This is a genomic window from Pauljensenia sp. UMB1177 (assembly GCF_030217965.1).
GTDB classification, from domain to species: domain Bacteria; phylum Actinomycetota; class Actinomycetes; order Actinomycetales; family Actinomycetaceae; genus Pauljensenia; species Pauljensenia turicensis_A.
The window spans coordinates 1-15,740 of the sequence record NZ_JASOOV010000002.1; the positions used below are offsets into that span (position 1 = coordinate 1).

Below are 15,740 nucleotides of genomic sequence, written 5' to 3' on the forward strand. Positions count from 1 at the left end.
CGAACCCGGAAGCTAAGCCCACAAACGCCAATGGTACTGCACCCGACAGAGTGTGGGAGAGTAGGACACCGCCGCAATTTTAACTCACGTAAACCCCTTGGAGCACCCCTCCAAGGGGTTTACTACTGTGCACAAAGTGCGAAGACGGTTTGCACTGTCGCTCTTTCAAGATGTTCGCCTGCGGGTACTTGCCGGGGCACTCACTGCTGCACGTGCCCATCTGAGAAGGCGGTGTTGATGGGCCCCTTCTGCAATCGAGGGTTCTCCCAGTGTGCTCTGTTGGCCCCTAGTATCTCTCGTATTGTCGCTCATTGTAAGCACTGAGTCCTCGTTATATAGTGCGCAACCTTCAAAGTCCTCATAGACTGAACACGACATCGTTCTTAATACAAGGAGAAACAATGAACCTCGACGATCTCAAGGGCAAGGCCGAAGAACTCAAGGACCAGGCCACCGACGCTGCTAAAGGTATGATGACCGAAGAAAACACCGACGGCATCCTGGATAAGGTTGCAGATGCAGCCAAGACAGCTACCGGCGGTAAGTTTGACGACAAGATTGACGCAGCTCGCGACGTTGTTGACGACAAGATCGGTGAATGATTCAACGTTAAAAGGTGGGCTAGAGGAAACTCTAGCCCACCTTTTGTCTACGACCGTCCCTTGAATGTTGGCATCACTCAATGCGTACGTTCGTTGGTTTTGGCTACCGCGTCGACCATTCTGTCATTAGTTCGTAGGCGCATTGAATCAATGAGGGACCCAGAAGGTTCTTGCAGTGTCTGAACGTACCTCACGTGACGTTGATTGAAGATTGAAATAAATATATAGTAGTTGAGAGTTTAAACAGTCTTAAGGAGTTTATCGTGACTCGTCTTGGCGTTATTCTTGGCACCGTCCGTTCGAACCGTGTTGGCGCATCTGTTGCTCAGTGGGTTGTCGACAAAGCAAATACTGTTGAAGGTGTCAACGCTGATGTTATTGACATTGCTTCCTTCAATATGTCCCTTTTCGCTGAGCCGATGCCGCCTGCAATGGCTACCCCGCAGGATCCTGGTGGCGCAAAGTTCAACGAAACCGTTTCGTCTTACGATGCGCTGATCTTTGTTTCTCCGGAGTACAACCACTCAATTCCTGGCGCCCTGAAGAACGCTATCGACTTCCTTGAGCCCAAGGCTCTCGCGAATAAGGGTGTCGGCTTCGTCGGCTACTCCTTCAGCGGTGGTGTCCGTCAGGTTGAACACCTGCGTCAGATTCTGGCGAACTTCGAAGCTACGATGGTCACTCAGCAGGTTTCGCTTTCGCTCATTACCGACTTTGAAAACATGTCGGAATTCAAGCCGGGCGCGCATCATGACAACGAGGTTCAGGACATGGTTGCGGCAATGGTTGCGCGCACGGACGCTCTCGCACCTCTTCGCTGACCAATAGCTCTTAGCTTTGTGGGGGATGGGTCGAATGGTCCACCCCCCACATGGTTTTCTAGAGCAAGGTGCTATAGGAGTACCTCAATAAACTTGGGATGTTGCAAGTTAAGGTGTTCTCATGTACAGTTTCGGGTGCCCGAAACTGTACATGAAAATGGAGTCTTAATCAATGCATCGCTCAAATACCCGTATTTTCCAAGGAGCGGCACTTACCAGTGTGCTCGGTCTGGCTCTTGCCGGTTGCGCCAACCACGACGCATCCAACGCCAGCGCGAATAGCGGAACGGAGCATGGAAAAGTCGGCATCGTTGCCACCACAACCCAAATCTGTGACTATGTCACGCAGATCGCTGCCGGCGCGCCAGCGACGGCAGGCCTCGTCCTCGAGAAAACAGGCGCAGACGGACAAAAGACCACAATTGGTAGTGAAGATGCCACGAACCAAACGCGACTCGAACTCACCTGCCTTCTTGCCCCCAACGCATCAGCTCACGAACATGAGCTCACTCCCTCGCAAGCGACAGCACTTGCCAAAGCTGACGTGCTCCTTGTATCCGGAGTTGACCTCGAGCATTTCCTTGACCGTGCGATTGAAGCATCCGGCTTCAAGGGAACGATGGGCGTCACCAGCGGCATTCTGACCAGCAAAGAAGTAACCGACCCGCAAGCCATCACCGAAGACGATTCGTTGCCCTACACGGTCGAACGAGGCACCCAAAAGGTCGAGGTGCGCAAGTGGCCCTTCCCGCCAGCAGAAGGCGAAACGGAACCTGAATTTGTCTACGATCCCCACGTGTGGACAAGCCCAAAGAACGCGGCTGTTCAAGTTGCCAACATTGGTGAATTCCTCAAAGAAGTAGCCCCCGACTCCGCCGCAGGAATTGAAGAAAGTGTCAGCGTTTACGCCGACAAACTGCGCAACCTTGACCAGTGGGTCCAAGACTCGATCAATAGCGTTCCGGCAGACTCGCGCATTCTCTTCTCATCACATGACGCGTTCGGCTACTTCTCCAAGGACTACGGGATCAACTTCATCGGCGCGGCCCTCTCTGACTTCAATGAACAGCAGGACGCGACCGCTGAACACATTCAGGAAGCCGCCCAAACCGTCATCGACTCTGGAGCAAAAGCGCTCTTCGCCGAAAACTCGAACAATTCAAAGTCAATCGAGAAGATCGCTGAACTAGCCGGTGTGAAGGCCATCATTGGCGACGACGCCCTATACGGCGATTCCTTGGGGCCGGCAGGATCCGCGGGAGAAACCTACACCGGCTCAATCATCCACAACGTCACGACCATCGTCACTGCTTGGGATGGCGTGGTGGCCCAGCTTCCAGACAACTTGAAGTAGGCAATACCCGTGACCACGAACGGCATCACCTTTCACGACGCTGGAGTTGGCTACGGGACGCGCGTCGTCCTCACCGGGGTTCAAGGGCGCATGAACCCCGGTGAGGCGCTCGCCCTAGTCGGCCCAAACGGATCCGGAAAAACGACGCTACTCAAAGCCCTAGCCCGAAGCGTTCCTATTCTCGAAGGACACATTGATGGCATTCCCGACACCATCGGATACGTCCCTCAATCGGCTGACCTCGACCTGACATTCCCCATCACTGTTGAACAAGTTGTCATGATGGGTCTCTACAAACAGATCGGACTTGCCCGTTTCCCCAGGAAAGCCCACCGAGAAAAAGTCGCCAGCACTCTGACAAATGTTGGTCTTCTCAGCCGAGCCAAGGACCGTTTCGGTGAACTATCAGGCGGGCAACGCCAGCGTGTACTCGTAGCGCGCGCACTTATCGCCCAACCGAAACTGATTCTGCTGGACGAACCCTTCAACGGTTTGGACCAGCCCAATCGTGATGCCCTACTCGGAATCATTCGACGCGCAAAAAATGATGGAACAAGCGTCGTCGTTTCAACACACGATCTCTCATTAGCCTATGACGTCTGCGACCAAGCAATCCTTGTCGCTGGGCGCCAGATCGCCTTCGGTCCCGTCCGCGAAGTCCTCACCCCAAAGCTCATGAAACAGGCATACGGATCCGAAAGCCTAGAAACTGAGGCGTGTGAACTTGCGACCTGTTACGACTCCCGCAAGCAACGTGGGGAAGTCGCATGAACACGCTGTCCGATGGCGTTGCAACGCTCGTTGAACACCTTCGAGCGCTCGCCGAATCAATCGTGGGGCTCAGGGGTCTTGCGGCCTATCCCTTCCTATTCCGGCCATTTATATTTCTTGTCCTTCTATCAGTGGTGGCCGGCCTCGTCGGTACGCTAGTGAACCTACGAAAAGCTGAATTTAACGCTGAAGTCATGGTGCACTCAGTGTTCCCCGGAATCGTCGTCGGGTTCATCGTTGGCGGGAGCGACGCCATCATTATTGGTGCCGGATGTGCTGGCATCGCAGTTGTCATTGCACTAGTGGCAAGCCAGTCTTCCAGGCGAGAAAGCGACAACGAATCAGCGCATGAAGGTGCAACCGCGGTCATTTTGACTGCCTTCTTCGCACTCGGCATGACGATTTCCCTCAAAGTCGGTGATATGTCAGGGCAACTGGAAGCCCTCATGTTCGGGCGCTTGTTGGAAACGACCGACTCTGGGCTTGCTCAGTCGCTGGTCGTCTTTATCCTGACAGGAATCATGCTTGCGCTAACGTGGAAGGAACACCTCTACGTTGCGTTTGACCGGCAGGGAGCGCAGGCGTCACGCATCAACGTCAGAGGTATCGATTACGTGCTGAACGCGTGTATTGCCGCGGTCGTTGTCGCAGCATCGTCGGCAATCGGCGTGCTTCTTGTCATCGCGTTCTTGATCGTTCCAGGGGCAACTGGGCGTCTGCTTGGACGAACAGTGCGACAAACGAGCATTATTGGAGTGAGCGTGAGCCTTCTTGCCAGCTGGCTAGGCATGCAACTTCTCCTGACCCCCAGCCCGCGCCCCATCTCTCCGCAAGCGGGTGTCGTCCTTGTCCTTGTTGCACTGTTCTTCATCGCTGTCGGTATCGCTGCGATCGGGAAACGAAGGGGAAAGGTGCGCTGTTGATTTCTCATCTGGATGTTCTTCTCCTTCCTGTCATGGAGCTCGTTGCCGTGTGTTTACTCGCCGGGCTGGTCGGCGCTTTCGCCTTCCTCGACCGGAAAATCTTTTTTGCCGAGTCAGTCACGCACGGAACATTCCCAGGAGGCATTCTGGGCGTAGTCATCGCCGCCACGCTTGGGGCGAGCCATGAGCAGATGTCGCTTGCCCTGTTTGTTGGCGCCTTCCTTTTCTGTCTTCCCCTAGGTGGGCTGATGCGGTTCCTCGGTGGAATTCCGGGGATTTCATCACAGGCAAGCGCCGGCATCGTGCTGACCTTTGGGTTCGCGATGGGCTACTTCCTGTACCGCTGGTTTTCGCCGTTGCCGATTCAAATCCAGTCGTTTCTGACCGGCTCGATTCTGACGGTTAACTCCTGGGATGTTGCGTCGGCCGGCGCGGGTCTAGTGGTGGTGCTCATCATCGTTGCTGTGTGGGGGAAAGACCTGGTCTTTAAGAGCTACGACCCCATTGATTCATTGACACGCGGGATGAACACGCGTCTTCTTGAGAGCCTGAGTATCGCAATGGTCATCGGTGCAATCGTCCTGTTGATTCCCGCCGTCGGCACTGTATTGTCGATTGCGCTTTTCGCTGCTCCCGCGGCGGGACTTGCCCCGCTGATCAAGTCATGGCCACACTTCATGGTTGCCGCTCCGCTCGCGGGGCTGGGAATCGGAGTGATCGGTTTCGCGTGCGGTGTGGCGTTCAACCTTTCGGTTGGTGGCATGATCGCGATTTTCGCCGGTATCTTTTTCGCCGCCAGTCGTCTGATCGTGTGGGCTCGTTGCGCGCAAGGGTGACGAGGCCGGGCGGTCGGTTGCGGTTCGCCCGAACGCGAGCCATGTGGGTTTCGTGAATTCAACGGACGAGGCCGATCGTGGCTTGTACTGCCTCCCAGCTCGATGAGACGATGAGATCGTGTCAGAACAACGTGAACCTGTACAACGCCCTGCGTCCATCCTGCTTGCAGCAACCCCGATCGGTGATGTGGACGACGCTTCACCACGGTTTATTAGGGCCCTGCAAGAAGCTGAGGTTGTCGCAGCGGAAGACACCCGGCGCATGCTGGCCCTGGCTAGCCGTTTGAACGTTCGAGTAAACGGTAAAGTTCTCAGCTTGCACGATCACAATGAAGGCGACCGGGCAGAGGGCCTCGTCGACTGTGCCGAAGGAGGAGCGCGGGTCCTGCTGGTCTCTGACGCCGGAATGCCAACCGTTTCAGACCCCGGGTTCCGCGTGGTGCGAGCAGCGGTCGAACGTGGTGTTCACGTCTCTGCATTGCCTGGTCCGTCAGCCCCTGTTACTGCGCTTGCTGTTTCAGGCCTGCCTTCTGACCGCTTCAGCTTCGAGGGCTTCCTGCCCCGTAAAGACGGTGAAGCAAGCGCCTACCTCGAAGCGCTTGCAGACGACCCGCACACTCTCATTTTCTTTGAATCAGCCAAACGCGTTCATGGCACCCTGCAACGTATGGCCAGTGCTTTCGGCGGGGAGCGCCAAGCAGTCGTGTGTCGAGAACTGACAAAGAAATATGAAGAAGTTTTACGAGGCTCCCTATCGGACCTGATTACCCAGACAGAGGGGGAAGTACTCGGCGAAATCACGATTGTTATCGCCGGCTTCAAAGGCAAGAAGAGCGCTGAAGACCATGTGAAAACAGTGCTTGCGTTAGCTTCGGAAGGAATGCGACTCAAAGACGCGGCAGCCGAAGTTGCTTCGGCAACAGGCTTGCGGAAGAACGAACTCTATAAAGCTGCTCTCGCTTACAAAGAACAGTGATATGTGAGCAGGTGAGCTGAAATGGGGGGCGGTGCTACGTGTCAGTAGCACCGCCCCCGTGTCTTGGTAGGGAACCAGAATCCTCTTAGCTAATCTCGGTTGAAGGAACCTCCGGGATCCCAGCGTCTGCCAACTTCTTCGACGCAACAGCCCCAGTTTCCGGTGATACCGGCTCCGTCAGGTCGGAGAGCACTCGCACGGTAAAACCGGCCTTCTTCGCATCCAACGCGGTGTCGCACACGCAATGAGACTGCGCCAAACCGATGACATCAACCTCATTCACTCCGGCACCATCCAGTAAATCGCCGAGCAAAGTCCCGGCCTCGTCCATCCCTTCGAACCCAGAGTAGGCAGCCGCAAACTGGCCCTTCTTCACGTGGGCATCAACGTCGAGGTCCCAAATGGCAGGATGCAACTCCGCTTCGGCACTACCGGCCACGCCATGCGGTGGCCACGTGTCCACATAATCCGGGGTCGCAGAGAAATGAGCTCCCGGATCAATATGCCAATCCTGCGTCGTCGCAATAAAGCCGTACTCTTGGCGATGGTCATCCACATACGTGCGGATACGCTCCGCACACGCATTTCCTCCTTCAACGGGTAAAGCCCCGCCTTCACAGAAAGTGGGCTGGACATCGACGATGATGAGTGCGCGTTTCATCTGAGCTCCTCTTATGTATGTTGCCCTCAACTCTACTGCGCTTGTTCACCGTTTTGACCGCGCTTGTTCACCGTTTTGACCGCGCTTGTTCAAGCTTTTGGGCAAACGCTCGTGGAAACAAGAAGCCTGCAGTGCCGTGATTAAGCCCTTTGAGCGCGCTTGTTGAAGAAATGCATCAGTGAATTCGGGTCATACGTGCCCACTGAAACGGTGAACAAGCGCGGTGTGTGGGGAGGTGGGTGTGGTGAACAAGCGCGGTGGGGGAACGGGGAGACGCGAGTTCGGAATATGCCCGACGGGGCACTATCCTTAGAACCATGAGCCGTATTTTGTCTGCAGTAGCTTGGCCTTACGCCAACGGTCCCCGTCACATTGGACACGTTGCCGGATTCGGCGTGCCCTCCGACGTCTTCTCGCGATACATGCGAATGGCAGGACACGACGTATTGATGGTGTCCGGAACCGACGAACACGGTACTCCGATCCTCGTCGCAGCAGACGGCGAAGGCGTGACCGCTCGCGAACTTGCAGACCGCAACAACCGACTGATCGTCGAAGACCTCGTCGCGCTCGGCCTGTCCTACGACCTCTTCACTCGCACGACCGCCGGCAACCACTACGCAGTCGTCCAAGAAATGTTCCGCACTGTCCGCGACAACGGATACATGATCGAACAGGTCACTCGCGCAGCAATTTCACCCTCAACTGGACGCACGTTGCCCGACCGCTACATCGAAGGCACCTGCCCGATCTGTGGTACTGAAGGCGCTCGTGGCGACCAATGTGACGCCTGCGGTAACCAGCTGGATCCCACCGACCTGATTGATCCGCACTCGCGCATCAACGGCGAGACCCCCAAGTTCGTTGAGTCCACCCACTACTTCCTCGACCTACCTGCACTCGCCGAAGCCCTGTCCGCATGGCTCGACGATCGTGAACAGTCCGGCACCTGGCGTCCGAACGTTATCAAGTTCTCCAAGAACTTCCTCGAAGACATCCGCCCGCGTGCCATGACGCGCGACATCGACTGGGGCATCCCAGTTCCCGGGTGGGAAGACCAGCCAACCAAGCGCCTCTACGTCTGGTTCGATGCCGTCATCGGCTACCTCTCAGCATCAATCGAGTGGGCACGTCGCACCGGTGACCCCGAAGCATGGCGCCAGTGGTGGAATGATCCCGAGGCCCTGTCCTACTACTTCATGGGCAAGGACAACATCGTCTTCCACTCCCAGATTTGGCCTGCCGAAATGCTCGGCTACAACGGTCAGGGTACCAAGGGTGGAAAGCCCGGAACGCTCGGCGTCCTCAACATGCCGACCGAAGTTGTGTCCAGCGAATTCCTCACCATGGAAGGCAAGAAATTCTCTTCCTCCCACGGCATCGTCATCTACGTCCGTGACTTCCTGGCTCGCTACCAGGCAGATGCCCTGCGTTACTTCATCAGCGCAGCAGGCCCGGAAACCTCCGACTCCGATTTCACATGGGCAGAATTCGTGCGCCGCACCAACGGCGAACTCGTCGCCGGCTGGGGCAACCTGGTCAACCGAACGGCATCGATGATCGCCAAGAAGTTCGGCGAAATTCCTGCTCCCGGCGAGCTTGAAGATATCGACCGTGCGCTATTGGACGAAATCAACAAAGGCTTCGAAACCATCGGTGACCTGATCCGTCACCACCGTCAGAAGGCCGCACTCTCTGAAGCGATGCGACTGGTCAGTGAAGCCAACAAGTACGTCACCGACACCGAGCCCTTCAAGCTCAAGGCGCCCGAACAGCGTGAACGACTTGCAACGGTTCTGCATACCCTCGCCCAGGCTGTCGCTGATCTCAACCTGATGCTCTCGCCCTTCCTTCCTCACGCAGCGAACGACATTGACCGCGTCATGGGCGGTGCGGGCAACATCGCTCCGATGCCACGCATCGAAGAGGTCGAAGAACTCGACCCGCAGGTTCTGCCCGAAGCATTCGATGGCCGCAACGGATACCCGATTATTACGGGTGACTACACCTCAGCTCCAACGTGGGAACGCCACCTCATCACGGTGGGTACCCCGATCGTGAAGCCGACGCCCGTCTTCACCAAGCTCGACGAAGCCATCGTCGAAGAAGAACTCGCACGCTACGCGGATTCAACTCCCGATGATGTGACCGGAGCCTGAGCCTTTGTAAGCTCAACTCATTCAACACCGCGAAAGGTGGGAAGCTCGTCCGCTTCCCACCTTTCGTCTGTCTACGGCAAGGCACGCCTTCTTCACTTGCCCCTGGCTTATGCCCGCCCGCGCCGTGAACAAGCGCGGTTGTGTGCGGGGGCAGACGGTGAACAAGCGCGGTGATTTTGGGGAGCGTGGCCTCGGCAATAGGAAAAGGCATAAGGATATTTTTTAGTTTTCTCAGAAACTACTTTACCTAGGACCTTTTGGAGTAAGGATTAATCGAACCGTCGAAAAACTATCGAATTTAATATTTTCGATCATCAAGTGAAAGAAATCGCTTCTATTTCGTCATTACGATTCCCTAATGGGAAACCTCAACGAAGAGGAAAAGACAACGATGTCTGTCCCATTAACACACTCGAAAGGGGAACCGCCGTATGTTACGACGACGGATCGTGAGTAGCCTGGCCACCGCCGCGTTGCTCATCGGGGGTGGCGCACTATCGCCAGCATTTGCCTCGGTGCAAACATCGCAGGAAAACGTTGGAGATATCCTTGGTGCGCCCGCAGCAGTGGAAAAGTCCACGAATGAACGCATCGCTGCATGGCAGAAACTGCAATTCGGTCTCTTCATGCACTGGGGTGTCTACTCAATGTTCGAAGGAAGCTACAAAGGACAACGCCAGCGCATCGGCTACCCGGAACAAATCAAGGCTTGGATGAACATTCCTCGCGAGGAATACCTCAAAGAAGCCAAGAAGATGACTGCAGACAAATGGGATGCTGCGAAGATCTGCCAGACCGCAAAGAACGCAGGCATGAAGTATGTCATGGTGACTTCGAAGCACCATGACGGTTTTGCCATGTGGGACACCAAGACGACGGACTACAACGTCGTCAAGCAGACAGCATTCGGGAAAGACCCGATGAAACAGCTCGCTGACGAATGCGGCAAGATCGACATGAAGCTCGCCTTCTACTTCTCCATCATCGACTGGGAGAAGCATGAGCCCGAGCCCTACTCCAACCTCAACCCCATCACTGAAGAACACCTTCAATACAACCTCGACCAGATTACCGAGCTACTCACCAACTACGGTCCAATCGCCGAGTTCTGGTTCGACATGGGTCGCCCGACCGCGGAACAGTCTCAGAAGATGGCCGACAAGGTCCATGAACTGCAGCCGAATACAACGGTCGTGAACTCTCGCGTGTGGAACAACAAAGGTGACTTCAACGTTGGTGGTGACAACGCGGTCCACTCATCCTTCAGTATCGGTCCGTGGGAATCCATCCGATCCATCTTCCCCCAATGCTGGTCCTACTGTTCAGACTCCCGAGCAAATCGCGCAGCGGGCACAGCTAACAGAGTAATTAGCGAGACGATCTCGAACCTCGTCGGTGTCGTAGCCAACGGCGGAAACTTCGCCTTCAACGTCGGTCCGATGGGTGACGGTTCCTTCCCTGAATACGACGAATATGTTCTGAAGGAACTAGGAACATGGCACACTGATCACCCGCACGCCATCGACGGAGCAAGTGCAACATGGATCCCCGCACCGTCTAACGCTCTTCTGACAGTGAATGGTTCAGACCTGTACATCTTCCCGGACCAGTGGAACTCCGGAGAATCAATCACCGTTCCTGGACTGGCAAACAAGGTCACCTCAGTCACGGTTGATGGCAAGGGAACCCCCGTTCAATTTGCCCGCAACGGCCTTGACCTGACAGTGACGATGTCCGGAGAATCCCCTGACAAGTACCGTCCTGTCATCAAGGTTGCCCTTGACGGTGAAGCGCGCTACGTCCCCACTCAGACCGTGAACCTCGACCACGGAAGTGGCACCATCCCGACGCGCGATATTGTCGAACGCACCGTTGGCGCCTCGCGCGACGCGGCCATCCTGGACGCCTACATCGTTGATCGCTCTGGCGAAAAGTACGGCGATGTCGAATTTGATCTCACCCAATCGTCGGGTTTCCAAGACGACGTTGAATACAACGTGAGCTTCAACGGCGTCACTCACCTGTTCAAAGGAATTGACCTGAAGACCCGTCCCATCTCCGGGTACACGATGAACCCGAATGAGGTCTCTCGCCTTCGCATCCAGCTGGCAAACCCGAGCTATTACACCGATGCTCTCAACGTCAAGGTTGAATCGATCAAGGTGGCAGCATACAAGGATCACGCTGCCTCGGTTGCTCCGACCTTCACGTCTCAACCGAGCGACGCACAGGTCGTCGAAGGTGAATCCGTCACTTTCACTGCCGGCGCCTCGGGTCGCCCAGCTCCGACCTACCAGTGGTACCGCATTGATGCCGACGACGAGGACGAGGATGAGGACGGTGCCGAGGACGAGGATGGTGCCGAGGACGAGGACGAGGCCATACTGATTGAGGGTGCAACGAATTCCTCGTACACCTTCGTCACAACAAAGGATGACAATGAAGCAGATTTCTTTGTCGTTGCCACCAACGAAGCTGGAACAGCCACGTCGGAAATCGCAACCCTGACGGTTGTCGATCCCTCGTTGAACCTGGCCCTCAAGAAGCCTGCACGCCAGTCTTCTGACAGCGCCTGGAACGGCCCAGCATCCCGAGCCGTCGACGGCAACACGGATGGAAAGTGGGACAACGGTTCGGTTAGCGCAACGGCTACGCAGAATGATCCCTGGTGGGAGGTTGACCTTGAGAAAACAGTTCCGGTCGGACAGGTTAACATCTACAACCGTTCTGCTGACGATCAGTGCAACGGAAACCAGTCGTGTGCGGAGCGCCTGAAGGGCTTCTACGTTATTGCTTCGAAGGACAAGCTTGACGACAAGCTATCCAGCGAAGAAATTGAGAAGAAGGGTGAAGCAGGAGAACTCAAGTACTTCAAGGTCGAAGAGAAGGCTGATTTCCCGACCAGTCTGAATTTCGATGGCTACCAGGCTCGCTACATTCGTGTGATGTTGCCAGGAAACTGGAAGGAACTCAACCTTGCTGAGGTTGAGGTCTACGGGCAGAACACTGCTCCCACCGCGGTTATTAGCGCAGTTGCTGACCCTGAAGAAGGCTTCAGCGTTTCGGGCGACCAGCTGAACGCTGTTCCCGGATCAATCCTGACCTTTACTGCTAAAACAAGCGGCTTCCCCGCCCCTAAGCTTCAGTGGCAGACTTCGGCTGATGGTCAGACATGGAACGATGTGGAAGGCCAGACGCAGCAGGGCTACTCGTTTGAGATCGACGCGAAGCACCACGGTTTGAAGGTGCGAGTTGCTGCGACGAATAGCGTCGAGACAGCGTACTCTGAGCCACTCACGATCAATATCGTCGAAAAGCCGGCCCTCACCCCGCTGTCCGCTAGCTTGAACGACTCGGTTCTTGAACCGGCTGACGATGGTGCGTGGCAGAAAGTCACAGTGAACGAGGGCGAAACCGTCGTCCTGTCCACGACGGCTTCAGGTATGCCCGTTCCGACGATTGCATGGCAGTCACGTGAGGTCAGCGGTGCTGAAGATTCGTGGACTCCAATCGAAGGAGCAACAACTGACAAGTTGAGCCTGAAGGCATCGAAGGACGTCCAGTCGCATCTCTATCGTGCGGTTGCAACCAACTCGCAAGGTGAAGCAGTAACGGCTCCGCTTCGTGTTGTTCTGCACCAGCAGACTCCGACTCCGAACCCTGGTGGTGATGAGCCTGGTCAGGCGGATGTTCCGACTCTTGAGTTGGGTGCTGCTCAGGTGAAGGTTGGAGATACTCTGTCGATTCGTGTGAAGGGTCTGAAGAAGGGCGAGCGTATTAAGCTCACCGTTCACTCGGAGCCAGTTGTAATCCCTGAAAGCGATATCAAGTATGACGACGAGCAGGGGACTGCTCAGGCTGATTGGAAGGTTCCGGCTGGCTTTGAAGTTGGCGAGCACACTGTGAAGGTGGTGAGCAAGTCGGGTGAGAGCATCATTAAGTTCGAGGTTCTTCCCGCGGATGCTGTGCCTGTTCCGGATCAGTCGAATGCCGATAAGCCTGTTGGTGATTCTCAGCCTGTGAAGAAAGCCTCGGTGAAGAAGCTTTCTTCAACGGGTGCTGATGCGGTTTTGCTTGCAGAGCTTTCGGCTCTCTTCCTCGCTACTGGTGTGGCTGGGTTTGCTGCGCGCAGGCGTGTGCGTGACTGATCGTTGAGTGTCGGCCTGGCATAGATGAAGGTGCCTCGGGGTTGTTCCCGAGGCACCTTCTTTATGTTGTGTACGCCCGATGGTGAACAAGCGCGGCTCATACCCGCCCGCGCCGTGAACAAGCGCGGTTGTGTGTGGGGCGGATGGTGAACAAGCGCGGTCAAAGATGCACTGCGCGCGACTGAAAAAGCGGGCTAACGTTCTTTCGACTTGCCGACGAAGAACGCGGAAATGATGAGCACTAGGCCGAGCGCTGCAATCAGGCCGATGAAAACAAACGGCAACTGTACGACGTTCAAGAACGGCAGAACAATCAGGAACACTCCGATGGCAATAACGATCAGCGCCCAGATGAGCTGCCCTACCCGAGGTTTCGTTGAAACTTCCACGACGGGTTCTGGAGCATGTGCTGCGGCGTCTGCTGCGGTCCAAACCTTAGTCGGCTGCTCCTCGGAGGTGGGCATGGTGGTTGTCTCGTCGGCTACGTTGAACTCGGTCGTTGCTTCATCAGGCATATGAGAGGTGGTCATGCTGCGCTCCTTAGCGTTGAGTCAGCCGAGAGAACCCACGATACGGGGGAAACGTCGGCTCCTGAAGTAGTGGAAGAAGTGGATGCGCCAGGCGTGCTAGCCCCGGACTGTGAGGAGGAAGAACCTGATTGTCCCTGATCAAGCGCTCCCGACTGGCCAGTCGAACCAGACTGGCCCTCGCCGGATTCGGGCGCTGAAGAAGGAGCTGGAGTATTGCCGTACCAGTCTTCCTCGTAGTTGAAGCTCCACATCCATGAAGTGATGCGAACCGTGATCCCGTCACTGTTGTTGAAGGTCGGGGATTGAACCGATACCGGATTTTCTGCGTCAACTGAATCGTTGCATCCACGCAGGGCGTTCACCCACGTCCTGTTCTTTGAAGGGTGAGTGTTATCGAAAGAATACTCGACCTCTTGAATTCCCATTTCGCAGATGATGCGGACCGGCTGATCGGTGCGCGCAGAAATCTCTAGGTCACTCACGCTAGGGTCAACGACGATTTCTTTGGAAGTTCCCGCGGGAGCCTGCGAGATGTCAAGCAACGCTCTCCCCCGAGAAGAATAGACCGTCGATTCGGTCCAATCGCTGACTAGCGTTTCGCTCGAATAATCGAAGGAAGCGGTGTATTCGGAGGCCGTTGCGATGCCGAACAAGACAGTCGGCAAGGACAAGAACGCGCCGATTATTGACAGGGCGACCAACCAGTCGGCTTTCCGTCCACGCATTGATGCGATCGCGAGGGCAAGACCTGTGATAAGCATGCAGATGCCACCACCGATCAGACCGATCTTCGTGCCGAAAATCAGCATCTCGGCGGAGCCATTGTCCATGTAGTAGTACATGAGTCCAAATGTCGTCGCCATTGCCAGAAGAACAAGACCGGTGACGACCAAGTTTGTCCGGCGCCCGACGCTACGGACGAACGGAGTCAGCGGTGGAATCCAGTTGTTCGCTCCATTGTTCATCGGCGTGTTGGGAGCCTGATAAGGTGCCGAATTCATAGGAGCATTCGGATATGCCGGCTGGTATGGTGTTCCGGCATTATTGTGATACGCGCCGTTTGGAACCTGCGAAAAACCTCCGGTGTATGGGGTTGCTGGCTGTGTGGGATTTGGGGACGAGGCCGCCCACGCAGGAGTCGGCATCATGCCCGGATGGGGGGTGGAGTATGTGGCACCGGTCCCTGAAACGTTCGTTGCGTCTGAAGTGGGCTGACCGGCCTCGTTCATGGAGGTTGAAGCGAAAGCTGAAGAGGAGTGCCCAGGCTGACTATTCGGATCCATGCTCATTGGCGGATTTCCTTGAAACGTCGTGGGTGCTGACCGTCGGTCGTGGCGGAGCAAAATAACGGCGATGACGATGATCGCCACTAAGACAAGCAGTGTGCCGAGTGGGACGAGGGGTAATTCTTCGATCACGACTGAGAATGGGAAAGCTGAGGTGCTTCCCATCAGGATGAACAGGATTGCGCCCGCCTGTCCTGATTCAAATCGACCATTTACGAGTTCTTGAGCGTGGATTCGTCCAGTCATCTGATCGGGAAGGAGACCCCACCCAAGACCGTAGGCTGCCAACAGTGGCGGGAAGACCAGCATTGCCACAATGCTGAGCCCGCGGACAAGCGCTAAGTCCCAACCGGTTCGGGCGGAAATCGCTGCGCACACGCCACCAATGGTCCTCACTGATGGGCGGTACCATCCGGAACGTCGGATGGAGGCGAAGAATCCGCCACCCGTGTTGTATCCACCCTGGCCCGGTGGGAACGTTCCATTATTCGGAGTGAAACCTGGCCCACTGAAACCTGGTCCACCTGGGTATTGAGCGTTGCCGTTGAAAGTAGCATTCGGCGCATTTGCGTCGTTTGGGTTGAAGGCACTGCCGGAAGGGGTGTCCCCGGTCGTGGCCTGACCGTACGGGTGCGAAGAGTTCATGTCCATACTCAACAGTGTGGTCGCTTCG

Annotated in this window: 12 protein-coding genes; 9 read left to right on the forward strand and 3 right to left on the reverse strand. The window is 55.9% G+C overall.

The window, feature by feature from the left end; all coding sequences use genetic code 11:
- Window positions 1-401 precede the first annotated feature (401 nt).
- The 7 genes from QP442_RS03205 to rsmI all read left to right on the forward strand — a co-directional run bounded on the left by QP442_RS03205 (window position 402) and on the right by rsmI (window position 6,283).
- Window positions 402-602, forward strand: coding sequence for an Rv0909 family putative TA system antitoxin (locus QP442_RS03205; protein ID WP_103633075.1), 201 nt, complete (start codon window positions 402-404; stop codon window positions 600-602).
- Window positions 603-865: 263 nt separating this feature from the next.
- Window positions 866-1,423 carry an NADPH-dependent FMN reductase gene (locus QP442_RS03210; protein ID WP_103633076.1) on the forward strand — a complete coding sequence of 186 codons (558 nt, stop codon included), beginning with the start codon at window positions 866-868 and terminating at the stop codon, window positions 1,421-1,423.
- Between the two features lie 172 nt (window positions 1,424-1,595).
- Window positions 1,596-2,777, forward strand: coding sequence for a metal ABC transporter substrate-binding protein (locus QP442_RS03215; RefSeq protein WP_285069594.1), 1,182 nt, complete (start codon window positions 1,596-1,598; stop codon window positions 2,775-2,777).
- 9 nt (window positions 2,778-2,786) lie between these two features.
- Window positions 2,787-3,548 carry a metal ABC transporter ATP-binding protein gene (locus tag QP442_RS03220; protein WP_103633078.1) on the forward strand — a complete coding sequence of 254 codons (762 nt, stop codon included), beginning with the start codon at window positions 2,787-2,789 and terminating at the stop codon, window positions 3,546-3,548.
- Window positions 3,545-4,471, forward strand: a complete 927-nt coding sequence (locus QP442_RS03225; protein ID WP_103633079.1) for a metal ABC transporter permease — start codon at window positions 3,545-3,547, stop codon at window positions 4,469-4,471. The genes QP442_RS03220 and QP442_RS03225 overlap by 4 nt, the downstream gene beginning before the upstream one ends.
- Window positions 4,468-5,307, forward strand: coding sequence for a metal ABC transporter permease (locus tag QP442_RS03230; protein ID WP_285069595.1), 840 nt, complete (start codon window positions 4,468-4,470; stop codon window positions 5,305-5,307). The genes QP442_RS03225 and QP442_RS03230 overlap by 4 nt, the downstream gene beginning before the upstream one ends.
- A gap of 118 nt (window positions 5,308-5,425) precedes the next feature.
- Window positions 5,426-6,283: a 16S rRNA (cytidine(1402)-2'-O)-methyltransferase gene (gene rsmI, locus QP442_RS03235; protein WP_285069596.1), complete on the forward strand. Its 858-nt coding sequence runs from the start codon at window positions 5,426-5,428 to the stop codon at window positions 6,281-6,283.
- Between the two features lie 85 nt (window positions 6,284-6,368).
- Here the strand turns inward: rsmI and QP442_RS03240 are convergent, their stop codons facing one another.
- Window positions 6,369-6,944, reverse strand: a complete 576-nt coding sequence (locus tag QP442_RS03240) for an isochorismatase family protein (protein WP_103633081.1) — start codon at window positions 6,942-6,944, stop codon at window positions 6,369-6,371.
- A 317-nt stretch (window positions 6,945-7,261) separates the two neighbouring features.
- Here QP442_RS03240 and metG point away from each other — a divergent pair, with 317 nt between their 5' ends.
- Both metG and QP442_RS03250 read left to right on the forward strand, forming a co-directional pair.
- The gene (metG, locus tag QP442_RS03245) at window positions 7,262-9,103 is read left to right on the forward strand and encodes a methionine--tRNA ligase (RefSeq protein WP_103633082.1); all 1,842 of its coding nucleotides are present in this window, start codon (window positions 7,262-7,264) and stop codon (window positions 9,101-9,103) included.
- Window positions 9,104-9,552: 449 nt separating this feature from the next.
- Window positions 9,553-13,251: an alpha-L-fucosidase gene (locus QP442_RS03250; RefSeq protein ID WP_181002162.1), complete on the forward strand. Its 3,699-nt coding sequence runs from the start codon at window positions 9,553-9,555 to the stop codon at window positions 13,249-13,251.
- A 194-nt stretch (window positions 13,252-13,445) separates the two neighbouring features.
- Here QP442_RS03250 and QP442_RS03255 read toward each other — a convergent pair whose 3' ends face one another.
- Together QP442_RS03255 and QP442_RS03260 are read right to left on the reverse strand one after the other, a co-directional pair.
- Window positions 13,446-13,781, reverse strand: a complete 336-nt coding sequence (locus QP442_RS03255) for a hypothetical protein (protein WP_285069597.1) — start codon at window positions 13,779-13,781, stop codon at window positions 13,446-13,448.
- Window positions 13,778-15,718, reverse strand: a complete 1,941-nt coding sequence (locus QP442_RS03260) for a PspC domain-containing protein (protein ID WP_285069598.1) — start codon at window positions 15,716-15,718, stop codon at window positions 13,778-13,780. Before QP442_RS03260 ends, QP442_RS03255 begins: the two co-directional genes overlap by 4 nt.
- Window positions 15,719-15,740 lie beyond the last annotated feature (22 nt).

Excerpts from the sequence above, each read along its gene's own strand:
- QP442_RS03205 (WP_103633075.1), top strand. The coding sequence starts at position 402 with ATGAACCTCGACGATCTCAAGGGCAAGGCCGAAGAACTCAAGGACCAG.
- QP442_RS03255 (WP_285069597.1), bottom strand. The coding sequence starts at position 13,781 with ATGACCACCTCTCATATGCCTGATGAAGCAACGACCGAGTTCAACGTA.
- QP442_RS03225 (WP_103633079.1), top strand. The coding sequence starts at position 3,545 with ATGAACACGCTGTCCGATGGCGTTGCAACGCTCGTTGAACACCTTCGA.
- QP442_RS03240 (WP_103633081.1), bottom strand. The coding sequence starts at position 6,944 with ATGAAACGCGCACTCATCATCGTCGATGTCCAGCCCACTTTCTGTGAA.
- QP442_RS03215 (WP_285069594.1), top strand. The coding sequence starts at position 1,596 with ATGCATCGCTCAAATACCCGTATTTTCCAAGGAGCGGCACTTACCAGT.
- QP442_RS03260 (WP_285069598.1), bottom strand. The coding sequence starts at position 15,718 with ATGGACATGAACTCTTCGCACCCGTACGGTCAGGCCACGACCGGGGAC.
- metG (WP_103633082.1), top strand. The coding sequence starts at position 7,262 with ATGAGCCGTATTTTGTCTGCAGTAGCTTGGCCTTACGCCAACGGTCCC.